Consider the following 15,384-nt stretch of genomic DNA (forward strand, 5'->3'; position numbering starts at 1 on the left):
CTGATTCGCAGATTTAATCGTCCACAAAATCCGTGGAATCCGAGAAATCCGAGCGAACCGAAGGTCGGCGCAGCCAATCCGTGGTTCAGATACTTTATGCAACACCTCAGCGAACAAGAAATCCTGCGCCGTCAGAAACTCGAAGAACTGGAAAAGCTGGGCATCGAAGCGTACCCGTCGGCTCTGGTGGACGTGACGTTTTACGCCAAGGAAATCCACGACAACTATCATCCCGAGCTTAATAACTTTCAGGACGTGACGCTGGCTGGGCGGCTGATGTCGTCGCGGGTGATGGGCAAAGCCTCGTTCGCCGAGCTGATGGACACTACGGGCCGCATTCAGCTCTACATCAACCGGGACGAAATCTGCCCCGGCGAGGATAAGACGCTGTATAACGTGGTGTTCAAGAAGCTGCTCGATTTGGGCGACTTCATCAGCGTGAAAGGTCACGTGTTCAAGACGCAGGTGGGCGAAACCTCCGTGCACGTTACGGAGCTGAAACTACTCTCGAAAGCCCTGCGCCCACTGCCCGTGGTGAAAACCCAGAAGGACGAGGCCACCGGCGAAATCACGACTTTCGACGCTTTCACCGACCCCGAGCAGCGCTACCGTCAGCGCTACGTGGACTTGGCCGTGAACCCGCAGGTGCGCGATACCTTCATCAAGCGCACGCAGCTGGTGCAGTCGATGCGCAATTTCCTGAACGACAAGGGCTACCTGGAGGTGGAAACCCCGATTCTGCAGCCGCTTTACGGCGGCGCGGCGGCCCGGCCCTTCACCACGCACCACAACACGCTGGACATGACGCTGTACCTGCGCATTGCCAACGAACTGTACCTCAAGCGCCTGATTGTGGGCGGGTTCGATGGCGTGTACGAGTTCAGCAAGGACTTCCGCAACGAGGGCATGTCGCGATTCCACAACCCTGAGTTTACTCAGATGGAACTCTACGTGGCCTACAAGGACTACGCCTGGATGATGGACCTGGTGGAGGAAATGGTGGAGCGCGTGGCCATGGCCCTGCACGGCAAAACCGAAGTACAGGTGGGCGCGAACGTCATCAACTTCCAGCGGCCCTGGCAGCGCTACACCATGTTCGAGGCCATTGAGAAGTACACCGGCAAGGCCATCGGCGAGATGGACGAAGAGGCCCTGCGTGCCACCGCCCAGGAGCTGAACGTGCACGTGGACCCCAGCATGGGCAAGTCCAAGCTCATCGATGAGATTTTTGGCGAACACGTGGAGCCCAAACTCATCCAGCCCACGTTCATCACCGATTATCCGGTGGAAATGTCGCCGCTGGCCAAAAAGCACCGCGACCGGCCGGGTCTGGTAGAGCGCTTCGAGGCCGTGTGCAACGGCAAGGAAATCTGCAACGCCTTCTCCGAGCTCAACGACCCCATCGACCAGCGCCAGCGCTTCGAGGACCAGCTGGAACTGGGCAAGCGCGGCGACACCGAAGCCATGGTGCTTGACGAGGACTTCCTGCGCGCCCTGGAGTACGGCATGCCGCCCACGGCCGGCCTGGGCATCGGTATCGACCGTCTTAGCATGATTATGACCAACTCGCCCTCGATACAGGACGTGCTGTTTTTCCCGCAGATGAAGCCGGAAAACGTACAGAAAGAGAAGCACGAGGAGAAGTAAGCCCGAAACGGCCTAAAATCGGAAAAGCCCCGCACGAAATGTCGTGCGGGGCTTTTCTTTTTACAATCTCCCTACCCTTCAAACCGCTTTTCTTGACAGGAATTTGCGATGGAACGTCTGATTTTACTACCGAGTTGTTTGACCAATTTCGCTAGAAGCTCCTACGGACGGCAATCTTACTGACAATATTTTCGGCCTTCTTTCAAGGCGATTGTAGGGAGTTATACGGAACTGTAGCGCCTTGGGTTACAGTAGAGAAAGAATATTTTTTTGGCGAGAGTTACGATAAGTTGGGCTGGTGGCGAGTGTCGTCGCCGAAACCGTCATAGTCGGGGTTATCCTCGTTGTGGGTGTGGGCCGTGGAGGGCGTGCCGCTGCTCAGGTTTTGCAGGAGGCGGTCGGCGGCCTGCTTGTCGTCGCTCACGGCGGCGTCGGGGTTGGTGGAGCTGGCAGCAGCTTGGCCCTGCACTTTGGCCAGGGTGTCGGTGGCCAGCTTGCTGAGGTCGCCGGCCCATTTGGCGGCCGACTTGCGCAGGTTGGAACGGGTGTCATCGCCGGTTTCGGGGGCCAGCAGCAGGCCGGCCACGATGCCAGCGGTAGCCCCGGCGATGAGCGAGAAAATGACTTTGCCTTTGTCGTCTTTCATGGGTTTGCAGGAAAATGGAGGAATTTGATTATTACCTAACGGGAAAGCGGCCCGACTGGTTGGGGCCACAAAAAAGCCCCGCACCTTCCGGCGCGGGGCTTTAAATAATCAGGCTGAAAGCCAGATTACATGTCGTTCAGCATTTTGGTGATTTCGGCTTTGCCTTTGCCGAGCTTGTCTTGCAGTTTGCCTACCAGCTCGTCGCCTTTGCCTTCGGTGTAGGTCAGGTCCTCGTCGGTCAGCTGGGCATATTGCTGCTTCAGCTTGCCTTTGATTTCGTCCCAGGCACCTTTCATTTTCAGGCTGCTGCCGGGCAGGCTCACGCCCATATCCTCCAGCTTGCCAGCGTATTCTTTAAATTTAGTTTCGAGGTCGGAGCCCAGCTTGGTGGCTTGCTCGCCGAGCTGGCCGCTGTATTTGGAGGCAACGCCTTTCCAGTTTTCGCGGGTGGCCGAACCTTTATCGGGAGCCAGCAGCATACCGGCAATAATGCCAGCACCGGCACCGGCGAGAGCAGCTAAAAGGATTTTACCGGCGTTGTTGTCTTCTTCGTGGTACGACATGGTGTAGGTAATGAAGGGTGAATGGGGGTGAAAGTTCGTTTAGAGCAGCGCGGTGCCGAATTTAAAACCGGGTGGTTTGTTTGCGGCGGCGCTTGGTTCTGGCTGACTATACGAAACGCTCCGCCGGGGGTTGAGATTGCAGGAAAATTTTCCTGCGGACATCCGCATTCCTCAATATCTCGGTTTACGGGTCAGGCCAAATCCCGGGCGGGCGGTGTAGCTTCGCCCCTCTCCTACTTTCTGGCACTATGATAAAGCATTGGATTTGGGGTGCGGCCCTGCTGCTGAGCGCGGCTTCCTGCCAGCGTCAGGCCGTGCCCACGGCCACCACCGCCGACTGCATCGATTCGAGTAAAATCAACCCGAACGGCATTTGCACCATGGAATACAAGCCCGTGTGCGGCTGCAACGGCAAGACCTACGCCAACCCCTGCGCGGCCACCAACGCGGGCGTGCGCACCACCACGCCCGGCCCCTGCGCCACGGCTCCGGCCAAGTAAATCTGTTCGTTGATGTCCGCCAAAGCCCGCTACCACGACTTCTGCCGCACCGCGCCCGACGTGCCGGTGTTCAGCCAGCCGTGGTACCTGGACGCCTGCACCGAAGGCGGCACTTGGGACGTAGTACTGGCCGAGGAAAAAGGCCGCGTAGTAGCGGCGTTGCCGTATTTCTTTAAGCAGAAAGGCCCGTTCCGTTACGTCACGATGCCGCCCTTTGTGAAATGGCTGGGGCCGTATGTGCTGCCCGAGTTCCGGGGCCGGCTGCCGAAGGAGCATGAGCTGCTGAAGGCGCTGATTGCGCAGCTGCCGGATTTTGCGGCCTTCAAGCAGAACTTCTACCCTACTGTTACCAACTGGCTGCCCTTTTACTGGGAGAATTATAAGCAGACGACTTTCTATACCTACCGCCTGCACCAGCTGCGCGATTTGCAGCAGGTAGAAGCTGGCCTGGGCACCGGCATTCGGCGCGATATCCGGCTGGCCCGCCAGAAAGTGCGCGTGGTACACGACTTGCCACTCGATGAATTCTACCGCGTTAATATGCTCAGCTTTACCCGCCAGGACTTGCCCGCGCCGTATTCGGCCGCGCAGTTCCGGCGGCTCGATGCGGCTTTAGAGGCAGCCGAGGCCCGGCAGCTGTTTTTTGCCGTGGATGAGCAGGGCCGGGTGCATTCGGTGGCGTATTTGATTTGGGATGCTACCACGGCCTACTTCCTGCTGGCCGGCGACGACCCGGCTCTGCGGGCCAGCGGCGCGGGCGTGTTGCTGGCCTGGGAGTGCATCCGCTATGCCAGCGAGGTGTTGAATCTGGGTTGCTTCGACTTTGAGGGCAGTATGCTGCCGGGCGTGGAGCGGATTCGCGTGCGCTTTGGCGCGGTGCAGACACCGTATTTCTTTGTCTGGAAATACAATTCGCGGCTTTTTGAGTTGCTGGAAAAGCTGAAGCCGTAGAGGCAGCTGCCGTTTAGTATGAACAAGAACGTCATGCTCATCTGGCGTCCGCACAGCCGAAGCATCTCGCGTGCTACCACTAAATTCCTTTTTCTACGATTGAATTACTGCCGCACGCGAGATGCTTCGGCTGTGCGGACGCCAGATGAGCATGACGTTATTCGTAGTTCTTACTTCAAACCGTACCACACCTCATTCCACTCTAACAATGTCCGAAAAACGCTACATCCTCAACCCCGCTCCTTTTGTAGTGCCCACCACCGATGGCAAGCTCATTGAAGAGCATGTGGGCGGGGCCAGTACCGGCACCTCGGCCTACAGCTTGGCTCACATGGTGGCCCCGCCGCACTGGAGCGAGCCCCACCAGACGCCCACGTTCGATGAAATTACCATCGTGGTGCGCGGCCGGAAGCGCTTTGAAATCGACGGCGACGTGGTGGAGTTGCAGGCCGGGCAGGCGCTGCTGATTAAGGGAGGCGCGCGGGTGCGCTATTCCAATCCGTTTGATGCAGAGTGCGAATACTGGTCTATTTGCGTGCCGGCGTTCAGCCCCGACACGGTGCACCGCGAAGAAGAATAGCGCAAGCCATAAACCGCTTACATTTAGCCTCATGGACCAGCGCATCATCAATCTTTTTGACGAGTATACCCACGCCCCGCTCACCCGCAAGGAGTTTATGGACCGGCTGATAAAGCTGGCCGGCGGTACGGCGCTGGCCCTCACGGCGCTTTCGGTGCTGGAGCCGGGCTACGCGGCGGCGGCCACCATCGCCCCCGAGGCCGATGATTTGGAAGCCGAAGAAGTAACCTGGATTGGCGATGGCAGCCCCGTGCGGGGCTACCTGGTGCACCCCAAGGGCCGCCAGAAGCGCGGCGCGGTGGTGGTCATCCACGAAAACCGAGGGCTGACGCCGCACATTAAGGACGTAACGCGGCGCGTGGCCCAGGCCGGCTATCTGGCGCTGGGCGTGGATGCGCTGTCAGTGGTGGGCGGCACGCCGGCCGACGAGGACAAGGGCCGCGAGCTCATCGGCCAGCTCGACCCGGTGAAAAACCTCAATAACTACCTCAAAGCGCTGGAATATCTGCGCGCCCGGCCCGACTGCAACGGCCGCACCGGCGCGGTGGGTTTCTGCTGGGGCGGCGGCTTGGCCAACCAGTTGGCTGTGCACGACCCCAAGCTGAACGCCGCCGTGGCCTACTACGGCCAGCAGCCCAAGACCGAGGATGTGCCCCAGATAAAAGCGGCCGTGATGCTGCACTACGGCGGCCTCGACCAGCGCATCAACGCCGGCATTCCGGCCTACGAAGCGGCCCTGAAAGCGGCCGGCACCAAGTACGAGCTGTACGTGTATGAGGGCGTGAACCACGCCTTCAACAACGACACCTCCCCCGCCCGCTACAACGCCGAGGCCGCCAAGCTGGCCTGGGACCGCACGTTGCGATTATTCAAGGAAAAACTGGGGTAGCCGGGCAACGGCGGGGCATTTTGCGGCATCTTTGCAATATCCATCCGCTGCCCATGTCGCTCAGAAAACTACCCATTCTGCTTCCGTTTCTGCTGTTGCGGGCCGGCGGGGCGCTGGCCCAAACCCAGCCCCCACCGTCGCCCGACCCTGACTATGAGCAGGTAAGCGTGCCGGTGCCGCGCGCCGTGTCGCTGATTGCGGATGCGGCGAGCGTGTTGTTTTCGCGCAACGAGGACGAAAACAAGGTGCAGGCGCTGGTGGACCGCCGCCGCGAGCGGTCGAAAAAAGGCGACCAGAGCCTGCGTTTCACCATTCCGAAGAATAAGCTGACCCGCACGCTGGGGCTGGTGGAGTAGGCGCAAACTGTCATTCCGACGCAGCAGGAAGCTGAGTGAAGCTGTTGGAACGGCTCTACTCAGCTTCCTGCTGCGTCGGAATGACCTTTTTCTGACCTGTTTAAATGGGTTCTAAGTCCGGGAAGTGGGCGGTCTGGTCGGGGTATCCGGCCCGTCCGTCCACCTTTTTATTTCCGGACGGGATGTGGCCGGTGGTTTGCAAATACCCTGGCAGGATGAGTCGATTCTCACATTCCGGAGCCCGCTGCCTGCAGCAACCGAGCCCACCGCTTCCCCTCCATTTTTCACTCCCCTTCACTCAGAAACCATGAAAACCTCCTTGTTTTCCATCATCGCTGCCGCCATGCTTATGGCTTCTTCCACGCCTTCGTTTGCCGCCGCTGCTGCCGGGCCTTATGACAACCACCGCAACGACCACGACCGCGACGACCGCAACAGCAAAGACTTCAACTATGGTTTCGACAAGAAGCACCGCGTGACGCCCCAGGAGCGCGCCCGCTGGGAAGCCGCCCACAGAAACGACCGCAACAACGGCCGCCGCTAATTAGCCAAGCCGGGCCGGCCACGCTGACAGTCCTGGCGTGACCGGCCCTTTTGGCAAGCTCGTCCGGTGGTTTGCCCACCTGGTCGATGCTAAGGCCCCCTTGGTCCACCTTATTTTTTCACGGCTGCTTTCGGCCGCAGGTTTGCACCAACCCCAATAGACTGCCTTGGTTCTCGCCGCTGATTTTCAAACGCCTGAAACCTGACAACTCCGCTTTACACCCCCAATTCACCAAACCATTTTTTCACCCATCGCTCGCTTCACCATCATGAAAACTTCGTTTTTTTCCATCCTCGCCGCCGCCAGCTTACTGGCCACTACTTCGTTTGCCGCCGCTCCGGCCGCTTTCGGCCACGACGGCCGTCCCACGCAGCAAAACCCCAACGACCGGTTCAACGACCGCAACGACAAGGATTTCAACTACGGCTTCGACAAGAAGCACAAAGTATCGCCCGATGAGCGCAAGCGTTGGGAAGAAGCCCACAAAAACGACCGCAAGGACTACAAAGAGGACCGGAAAGACGACCGCAAAGACCGCAAGGATGACCGGAAAGACGACCGTAAGGATTACAAAGACGACCGCAAAGACAACAACTACGGCTTCGACAAAAACCACCGCGTGACGCCCGAAGAGCGCGCCCGCTGGGAAGCCGCCCACAAAAACGACCGCCGGGACGACCACCGCTAAGCCTCGGCAACTTGCCCGCCAGAAGCCTCGTTCCGTTATCCAGAACGGGGCTTCTTTATGAATCTTCCGTTTTCAATCACTCCTCTTTTTCCACGCTCACTTCTTAATTAATCCGATGAAAAAGTTTCTGTTTCCCCTGCTGGCTGTTTGTGCGCTCACCGTAGGCACCGCCGCCGCCCAAACCACCACGCCCGATGCCGCCGGCACCATGCAGGGCCGCGGCCGCATGCAAGGCAACCCCGATGAAATGGCCAAGCGCCAGGCCGACCGCATGACCCAAGAGTTGGGCCTGAACGCCGACCAGACTGCCAAAGTGCAGCAGATTCTACTGGCCCGTGGACAGGAAATGCAGGCCATGCGCGGCCAGGCCCGCGACGCTGGCAACCGCGACCAGATGCGCGACCAAATGCAAGCCAACCGCGCCAAATACGATGCCCAGTTCAAGGAAGTGCTGACCGCCGACCAGTACACCAAATACACCACCATGCAAGCCGACCGCATGAACCGCGGCGGTGGCCCCGGCATGGGCATGGGCGACTCGGACGTGAAGAAAATGAAAGCCAAGTCGACCGACGGCGACAAAATCAAAGTGAAGGCCGATAAGTAAGCCGGCTTCGTCATCTGAAAAAACAACGCCCCGGCCGGTTGGCCGGGGCGTTGTTGCGCTGTGGAGCCTTGCGCCCTGCGGTGCGGCCGGAGTGCAGGCCCTTAAAAGCGAAAGGCTACTCCTGATGCAGGAGTAGCCTTTCGCTTTTAAGTAGTGTCTCGAACGGGCCGCGCGCTACATCGTGCGGTGCGGCCGGCCCCCACGCGTCACGCGCGGAGCCGAGCTATGCCGCTTGGCCGCCTTAGAATGGTGCTTGAACAGGCCGAAGAAACCAGTTTTCTGGCTGCTGTGGCCGCGATAGTAGCGGTACACCGGCACGTAGTTGCCGGCCGTGGGCTTGCGCCGGTGAATGGGCCGCGACGAGGCCGCCGTGGCCGGCGCAGCGTAAGATTCGGAGGCTAAAAAGCCCAACATGCAGAAAAATAACAGGGCGGTACGCAGCATAAAAAAGGTGGTAATGGTGGTACGTGCACTGGGCGTTTTGCGCCAGCGGTAGCGGCTTGCTACTGAATTAATAACTCCGAAAACGGGGAAATTATTACCCGCGTTGCACATTTTATCGACCATTCCGTTCTTTTAATCGACGGAAACAGCACCTGAATCCCTGAAAATGAGCGGTTAATAGGCCGTATAATTTTTGTCAATTTTTAATAATAAGCAACAGATTATCTGCTGATTGACAATTCTCACTCGCCAATAATTAGCACTCAATTAATTATTTGTTGAATATTCAACACTTTACATTCCGCGTAAATTCTGCATTCGTGAACCCTATTGGTGCGAGTTTAGCGCCTCGGCCAGAGCAGCAGCCTGCGTTTCAGCAGCAGCTGAGAATCTGAAACAGTTGCCCGCGAAGTCCAACTAGTTGAGGTCATACTCAAACCAGTTGCCTTGAAAGCGGAACCAGTTGCCCGCTGAAGGCAGTGAGTTACCCTCGGAAGGCAACTGGTTGGGGTCGGAGCCGAACTGGTTGCCCTTCGAGGGAAGTGAGTTCGGCTAAAAGGGCAGTCAGTTCGGCTTTTGGGGCAACTGGTTGGTCTTTGAGGTGAACTGGTTTGGATTGACCTTCGCTGGCGCGGGTTTAACGCAACGTAACTCGTGCCGGCTATGGCGGCTTTGGGCCATATTGCTGTTCTAGTGGCCGCTTTACGAGCGGCTGCTTCAATTTAGAATATTATTCAAAGTATCTGACATATACTTACGCAACAAGCCAATGCTCATGCAGAATATTTCTCATTTCATCAATTAAACTTATGGCAGACACTAATGACACAATCCAACTTAAATACCTCACGCCATTTTTATTTAATGGATTTGCTGCATTTATCATATACCTACTCTCAACTCAACAAAATAGCAGCTCCTATGGATTAGCCGTTTACATGCTCGCAGTTATCGTAGCAGGACTTATTATCAATACAATATTCTTTTTTGTATTTACCCTGAATAAAGATTATAAAACGGCAGCAATCCATGCATTAGTAATAGCTGGAATCATTATTTTTCTTATTCGGCTTTAAGCAATCCGTTAAATCAAATTATTGGACAAGCTTTTTCATTGCACGAATATTCACAGGCGCAATCTTGCTTTTGATGGCTTGGCAATTCAGTGCGGCATTAAATCATATGATGGCTGGGACGTAGAGGAAAGAAAGTAGAAGAGCCCAACCCCACCCCCGCCCCGCCCGTCTAACCGGCTCCCCTTAGCCCCGATTAGATGAGCCTCTGGCAGATTATCCAACGCCTGCTGCCATTTGTGCGGCCCTACCGCCGCCTGGTCATTGCCACGCTGCTGCTCACGCTGGTGGGCTCGCTGGCCGCGCAGGTCAACCCTTTCGTGCTGCGCTATACCGTGGACACCGTGCAGGGTATGCTGGACAAGGGCCAGGGCCTGGCCGAGGGCTGGACGCTGCTGGCCTGGGTGAGCGGGCTGCTGCTGGGCAAGGAAATCATCAACACCTTCATCCAGTTCGGGCAGAAATACTACGGCGAGAAAATCCGCATCCAGATTTCCGGCGTGCTGGCCCAGACGGCCGTGAGCAAGATTCTGAGCTACCAGCTCGGCTTTTTCTCCGACGACGGCAACCAGACCGGCAAGCTCCAGACCCGCATCGACCGGGGCGTGGAGAGCCTCATGAAGCTGGTGCAAAACTTCTTTATCGACATCATGCCGCTCTTCGCCAACGCCATTGTGGCGCTGGTGGTCATTTTCCTCAATAACAAGTGGGTGGGGCTGGTGGCGCTGGCCGTGCTGCCGGTCTATTTCTGGCTCAGCTACGCGCAGGCCGAGAAGTTGCAGGGCGTGCGGCGGGGCCTCCAGCGCCTGCGCGAGGAGAAAAACCACGGCCTCATCAGCATCATCGACAGCATTGTGGTCATCAAAAGCTTCGTGCGCGAGCAGTACGAAGGCCAGAAGCAGGCCGCCGTGCAAAGCCGCCTCGAAGGGGCCCAGCTCCTGACCCGCAAAACCAACTTCCGCTTCGACGGCCTCAAAACCTTCGTCGAGCAGATTGGCGTGGTGGCCATCATCGTGCTCACGGCCTACCTCGTGCTCGGCCGCCAGATTTCCATCGGGGCCATCATGTTCCACATCCTGCTGTTCAACAACGTGTCGGCGCCCATCCGGCAGCTCCACCGCATCTACGACGAGATGAACGAGGCCCTCACCTACTCCGAAGGCTTCTTCGCCATCCTCGACGCCGACGACCAGCGCGAGCGCCCCGGCCAGCTCGAACCCGGCGACAACCTGCGCGGCCAGTTCGAGTTGCGCAACGTCAACTTCACCTACCCCAGCGGCACGGCTGCCCTGCACGACGTGAGCCTGACCATTCAGGCCGGCAAAACCACCGCGCTGGTGGGCCTCAGCGGGGCGGGCAAAAGCACCATCATCAACCTGCTCTGCCAGTTCTACCGCCCCGACAGCGGCGAAATCCTCCTCGACGGCCACCCGCTGGCCCAGTACGACACCTTCGCCCTGCGCCAGGAAATCGGCCTGGTGCTCCAGAAAAACCACATTTTCAAGGGCACCATCGAAGAAAACATCCGCTACGGCGACTTCACCGCCACCCAGGCCCAGATTGAAGCCGCCGCCAAGCAAGCCTACCTGCACGACCAGATTCTGGACCTGCCGCGCCAGTACGAGTCCGATGCCCAGCAGCTCAGTGGCGGCCAGCAGCAGCGCATCGCCATCGCCCGGCTCTTCCTCAAAAACCCGCCCATCATCTTCCTCGACGAGCCCACCGCCAGCCTCGATGCCATCGCCACCGAGCAAATCAAAAACTCGCTCGATGCCATCAAGCAGGGCCGCACGGTGGTCATCATCTCCCACAGCCTCGCCCAAATCGTGGACTCGGATTGCATCTACGTCATGAAAAAAGGCCACATGGTGGAAAGCGGCACCCACGACGAGCTCTACGACCTGAAAGGCACCTACCGCGAGATTTTCGACGCCTCGGCCCGCAGCTTAAATATCGAGAAGCTGGCCAAGACCATGGCCGATGACGGGGACGACGTACTGGATACCGCTTCGTGAGGCATCTTTGTTTCCAATTCTACACGCGGTTTCTACTTGTCAATCAAATCCTTTTGTTAGAACGCACTTTGTTTGATTCATCTGTGGTCTCCGTGTCTCCACTACTCCAATAGCGGTACCTGATACCATGTGAACGTTGTTTTCTGCTACAATGCCTTCCCTGTAGATAATGGTGAAACTTAGCCTGAATTGGGTTCGCGCCACTTGGGTGACTCCAGTATATTTGCTGCTTTCCTAAATCACCTTTCAATGAAACACTACTTCTACCCACTGGCTTTAGGACTAATTACACTTGTTGGTTGCAGCAAAAGCAAGTCTGAAGAGACGCCTAAGTTTGATGCAACTGGCACTTATACTATCTCCGCTACGCCAGAGCCCGGACCAATACGTATGTTTACCCAGGCTGGTGAAATACAAAACGATGTGATAATTCGTCGATATTTCGAGCGTCAATATGCCGGATTGCCCATAGCATGGGGGGTTATTCCGCCATTTCGGGCAGCTGAACTAATTTTCACCAGCCCTTCGGATGCCATTCTCAATACTACTGCTCCAACGAGTGGCTTTCCCCCGAGCTCCAGTGTACTCGTGACATTTTCTGGCCTCACCAATGCAAGAGCGGTACTAACATCGAAGAACCCGAAGTCAGCTATTTCTCCGTCCAGTAGTTCCAGTAAATGCGACAATATTACGCACGACATTCAAGGCGTTTCGCCAGTCTATACATGCACCGCACTACCCCCATCCACTGGCTTTGGGACACAATGTGATTTCAAGCCAGTGTATGTGCTCAATCTACGTGGCGAAAAGGCTAGCCTCGCCCTCATGTTTTTCTATTTTTCAGCGACCGTAAGCGGCGGAAGATGCGGGATTGGAGGCAATCTGTTCAACGTGTTGAACACTACCCTCCCCCCCCGTATCGCCGCTGGCGATACGCTGGTGGTTCAGGAAGCTGAACTACCTCTGGTGAAGAGATAGTGCCGATGCATTGCCAACTGAATTAGATTCTCTGACTCGGGCGTAGAACGACTTAGTTTGCCGTAATTCTAATTCGAACCCAGTCGGCACGCGTCAGAGACGCACGCCAGCAAACGGCAATAGCCCCAATGACCATTGACCTAACCAGCATCGACACCAAAGCGGCTTTTCACCAGACGATGAAAAGCCAGCTGGGCTTTCCCGACTGGTACGGCGTGAGCTGGGACGCTTTCTGGGATGCCATCATCGCCGTGGTCGAAATGCCGGATATCGTGGTGTTGCAGCACTGGCAAGCTTTCGCCCAGACCTGCCCCCACGACATGGCCATCCTGCGCGACATCATCGCCAACTACCCCCACGAAAAGCCCGGCAAGCAACTCCTGCTCGCTCCATAAGAGGCCGCGAAACCGTCGTCACACCCCGCGAAGCTATTGTAATAGCCCGCAAACCCGTTTATACACCCCGCGAACCCGCTCATACACCCCGCAAATCGCCCCATACACCCCGCAAATCGCTGCATACACCCCGCAAATCGCCCCATAGGCCCTGCGAACTCATTTATACGGCCCGCGAACCGCTCCATAGGCCCCGCAAACCGCTGCATAGGCCCTGTTTTACGTGTTTGCCATGTTGCGCGTGTTTGCCATGTTTTAGCAATTCGGCGTGTTTTGCACATCTCACCCCGGTGCGACCCGCCTGCAACCTGCCCCAGCCCCGTTCTTTGCCGGCGCATGGACATTCTCACCGTCACCAACCTCAGCCTTACCGAAAACGGCTTCACTGCCCTCCACCCCATTAGCTTCACCCAGAAAGCAGGGCAGAAGCTGGCACTGGCCGGCGAAAGCGGAGCCGGCAAAAGCACCCTGCTGCAAATGGTAGCCGGCCTCATCCAGCCCAGCACCGGCACGGTGCACGCCAACGGCAGCCGCGTGCGCGGCCCGCAGGATGTATTGGTGCCCGGCCACCCCGGCGTGGCCTACCTCTCCCAAAAGTCCGATTTGCCGCAGTTCCTGCGCGTCGAGCAGGTGCTGCGCTACGCCAACAAGCGCCCCGAAGCCGAAGCCCAGGCCGTGTATGAGCTGTGCCGCATTGCCCACCTCATGCCGCGCCGCACCGACCAGCTCTCCGGCGGCGAGCAGCAGCGGGTGGCGCTGGCCCGGCTGCTACTGGGCGCGCCCCAACTGCTGCTCCTCGATGAGCCGTTCTCCAACCTCGACCGCACCCACAAGCGCATTTTGCAGAGCATTATCGAAGAGTTGGGCACCCGCCTGAGCATCACCTGCCTCCTCGTGTCGCATGATGCCACCGACGTGCTGCCTTGGGCCGATGAAATTCTGGTGCTGCACCGGGGCCGGCTGGTGCAGCAGGGCACTCCCGCGCACCTCTACCACCAGCCGGTGGATGAGGCCACGGCCGCGCTATTCGGCGACTACAACCTGGTGCGCGGGGCCGACCGGCGGGCGCTGCTGCCGGGCCGACGCTTCAAAAAAGACACCGCGCTGCTGGTGCGCCCCGAGCAGTTGCGGCTGGAGCCAGCGGCTGCGGCCGGAGCCAGCGGCACGGTGCAGGCCGTGCGGTTTTTGGGCAGCTACTACGAAGTGGAAGTGGCCCTGGCAGCGCAAAGCGTCCGGGTGCGCGTTGCCACAACGGAACTGCGGCCCGGCAATGCCACAAGCATTTCGGTAGCCACGGGGGCGGGCTGGAGCATTCCGCTGCTGCCCCCCGCCGGGCGCGTCACAGCTTAACCTTGCCCTTGCGGGCGGCGGGCTTTTTCGGGCTCATCGGCTTTTCGGCGAAAGCCCCGGGCCGGGCGGCGCTTATCTGCTCGGCGGCCACGCGCTGCAGGGCCACGGCCTCGGCCGGGCTGATGCCGAGGGCGGCGGCGGCCTGCTCGGCCCCGCCGAGGGCGCGGGGGTCGTGGCCGGTGATTTCGCCAAACAGCACGCAGGCCGTGAGGTAGGCCCCCCAGTTGCTGGGGTGGTAGTGGTCTTCGGCCCAGAGGTCGACCTTACCGGGCTCGGGGGCGTAGGGGTTGCGCTGGGCGAGGCCGGTTTGCACGGCGCGTAGCCAGGCATCGCCGGCCGGCGCAATGCCCTTGAAGCCCGGGTTCTGGGCCAGCAGGCCATAGTAGGAAGCGTGCAGCTCCTGGGCCATCGAGTCGATGGGCAGGCCGCTGAAGGGCTTGCCGGCCTGGTAAGTCAGGTCGGCGCGGGGCCAGGTCTGGAACAGGAACACGCTGGCGGCGGGGCTGGCCGTGTGCACGGCCCGCTCCAGCCGGGTGGCGTAGTCGCGGAACAGCTCGGGGTGGCCGCCGTGGCGCGGGGGCAGCGCCCACTGGCTGTGCTCCTGGAGCACTACCGTGTTCCAGCGCGGCTGCTGAATGATGCTGAGCGCGTGCTCGTAGTGGTATTGCAGCGGCCGGGCGTTGATTTCCTCGAAATGAACTTCGTAATTCAGGCCGGCTTCCTCGGTGAATTGCTGGAAGATGCCGGGAATGCCGCCCCATACCACGGGCTCGCCGGTGGTGGTTTCGCAGCGCGGGTCGGTGGCGGGCAGGCCGTAGTTTTCGTCGGTGACGTGGGCGGCGTTGTAGGCCAGCACGGGCTGGTACTTGCCGTGAAAAAAGCTGTTGCCGACGAACAGAATAGTCTTGACGGGCGGGGCCACCGCCGATGGGCGAGCGGGCTGCCCCTGAGCCCCGGCAGGAACGGGCAGGCCCGGCAGCAGGCCCACCACGGCCACCACCAGCAGCTTACGTAGCGTTTGAATCACAGAAGAGAAGTAAGTAGCAAGGGCCGTTGCGATGGCCCGCCCCACGAGGCCAGCCGCCGCAATTGCCCCAAAGAGCAGGAATTTGGGCGCGCAAGAAACGGCTTTTTTAGCACATCACCGGCCCCGTATCC

General features: G+C 58.8%; 18 protein-coding genes. 14 read left to right on the forward strand and 4 right to left on the reverse strand.

What is annotated here, in order from left to right; translation table 11 throughout:
• Positions 1–96: 96 nt before the first annotated feature.
• Positions 97–1,647, forward strand: a complete 1,551-nt coding sequence (gene lysS / locus AAFH49_RS01935; RefSeq protein ID WP_342295582.1) for a lysine--tRNA ligase — start codon at positions 97–99, stop codon at positions 1,645–1,647.
• A 280-nt stretch (positions 1,648–1,927) separates the two neighbouring features.
• On the opposite strand, the gene AAFH49_RS01940 is transcribed toward lysS, so the two are convergent.
• Positions 1,928–2,293: a YtxH domain-containing protein gene (locus AAFH49_RS01940; RefSeq protein ID WP_342295584.1), complete on the reverse strand. Its 366-nt coding sequence runs from the start codon at positions 2,291–2,293 to the stop codon at positions 1,928–1,930.
• 125 nt (positions 2,294–2,418) lie between these two features.
• On the reverse strand, positions 2,419–2,856 hold the full coding sequence (locus tag AAFH49_RS22170; protein WP_425293310.1) for a CsbD family protein: 438 nt from the start codon (positions 2,854–2,856) through the stop codon (positions 2,419–2,421).
• Positions 2,857–3,104: 248 nt separating this feature from the next.
• On the opposite strand from AAFH49_RS22170, the gene AAFH49_RS01955 reads away from it, so the two are divergent.
• The 8 genes from AAFH49_RS01955 (at position 3,105) to AAFH49_RS01990 (ending at position 7,971) form a co-directional block, all read left to right on the forward strand.
• Positions 3,105–3,356 (forward strand): Kazal-type serine protease inhibitor domain-containing protein, encoded by a 252-nt coding sequence (locus AAFH49_RS01955; protein ID WP_342295586.1) that lies wholly within the window; start codon positions 3,105–3,107, stop codon positions 3,354–3,356.
• Between the two features lie 12 nt (positions 3,357–3,368).
• Positions 3,369–4,307: a GNAT family N-acetyltransferase gene (locus tag AAFH49_RS01960; RefSeq protein WP_342295588.1), complete on the forward strand. Its 939-nt coding sequence runs from the start codon at positions 3,369–3,371 to the stop codon at positions 4,305–4,307.
• A 208-nt stretch (positions 4,308–4,515) separates the two neighbouring features.
• Complete coding sequence (locus AAFH49_RS01965) at positions 4,516–4,887, forward strand: cupin domain-containing protein (RefSeq protein WP_342295590.1); 372 nt, start codon at positions 4,516–4,518, stop codon at positions 4,885–4,887.
• 31 nt (positions 4,888–4,918) lie between these two features.
• Entirely contained in the window at positions 4,919–5,776 is an 858-nt protein-coding gene (locus AAFH49_RS01970; RefSeq protein ID WP_342295591.1) for a dienelactone hydrolase family protein, read from the forward strand.
• Between the two features lie 53 nt (positions 5,777–5,829).
• Positions 5,830–6,132, forward strand: a complete 303-nt coding sequence (locus AAFH49_RS01975) for a hypothetical protein (RefSeq protein WP_342295593.1) — start codon at positions 5,830–5,832, stop codon at positions 6,130–6,132.
• 307 nt (positions 6,133–6,439) lie between these two features.
• Positions 6,440–6,676, forward strand: a complete 237-nt coding sequence (locus tag AAFH49_RS01980; protein WP_342295595.1) for a hypothetical protein — start codon at positions 6,440–6,442, stop codon at positions 6,674–6,676.
• 268 nt (positions 6,677–6,944) lie between these two features.
• Entirely contained in the window at positions 6,945–7,364 is a 420-nt protein-coding gene (locus AAFH49_RS01985) for a hypothetical protein (protein ID WP_342295597.1), read from the forward strand.
• Positions 7,365–7,479: 115 nt separating this feature from the next.
• Positions 7,480–7,971, forward strand: coding sequence for a hypothetical protein (locus tag AAFH49_RS01990; protein WP_342295599.1), 492 nt, complete (start codon positions 7,480–7,482; stop codon positions 7,969–7,971).
• Positions 7,972–8,145: 174 nt separating this feature from the next.
• Here AAFH49_RS01990 and AAFH49_RS01995 read toward each other — a convergent pair whose 3' ends face one another.
• Positions 8,146–8,415 carry a hypothetical protein gene (locus AAFH49_RS01995; RefSeq protein WP_342295601.1) on the reverse strand — a complete coding sequence of 90 codons (270 nt, stop codon included), beginning with the start codon at positions 8,413–8,415 and terminating at the stop codon, positions 8,146–8,148.
• An 809-nt stretch (positions 8,416–9,224) separates the two neighbouring features.
• Between AAFH49_RS01995 and AAFH49_RS02000 the strand changes: the two genes are divergently transcribed.
• From AAFH49_RS02000 to AAFH49_RS02020, 5 genes are all read left to right on the forward strand, one after another.
• Positions 9,225–9,491, forward strand: a complete 267-nt coding sequence (locus tag AAFH49_RS02000; protein WP_342295602.1) for a hypothetical protein — start codon at positions 9,225–9,227, stop codon at positions 9,489–9,491.
• Between the two features lie 197 nt (positions 9,492–9,688).
• Positions 9,689–11,503 carry an ABC transporter ATP-binding protein gene (locus tag AAFH49_RS02005; RefSeq protein WP_342295604.1) on the forward strand — a complete coding sequence of 605 codons (1,815 nt, stop codon included), beginning with the start codon at positions 9,689–9,691 and terminating at the stop codon, positions 11,501–11,503.
• A 249-nt stretch (positions 11,504–11,752) separates the two neighbouring features.
• Positions 11,753–12,481 carry a hypothetical protein gene (locus AAFH49_RS02010; protein ID WP_342295607.1) on the forward strand — a complete coding sequence of 243 codons (729 nt, stop codon included), beginning with the start codon at positions 11,753–11,755 and terminating at the stop codon, positions 12,479–12,481.
• 128 nt (positions 12,482–12,609) lie between these two features.
• Positions 12,610–12,876 (forward strand): barstar family protein, encoded by a 267-nt coding sequence (locus AAFH49_RS02015; RefSeq protein WP_342295608.1) that lies wholly within the window; start codon positions 12,610–12,612, stop codon positions 12,874–12,876.
• A 336-nt stretch (positions 12,877–13,212) separates the two neighbouring features.
• Positions 13,213–14,226, forward strand: coding sequence for an ABC transporter ATP-binding protein (locus tag AAFH49_RS02020; protein ID WP_342295609.1), 1,014 nt, complete (start codon positions 13,213–13,215; stop codon positions 14,224–14,226).
• Here AAFH49_RS02020 and AAFH49_RS02025 read toward each other — a convergent pair.
• A complete protein-coding gene (locus tag AAFH49_RS02025) occupies positions 14,216–15,253 on the reverse strand; it encodes a hypothetical protein (protein ID WP_342295611.1) in 1,038 nt (345 codons plus the stop codon). The genes AAFH49_RS02020 and AAFH49_RS02025 overlap by 11 nt on opposite strands.
• Positions 15,254–15,384: the final 131 nt, after the last annotated feature.

The sequence above is a fragment of the Hymenobacter segetis genome, from assembly GCF_038448715.1.
Classification (GTDB): Bacteria; Bacteroidota; Bacteroidia; order Cytophagales; family Hymenobacteraceae; genus Hymenobacter; species Hymenobacter segetis.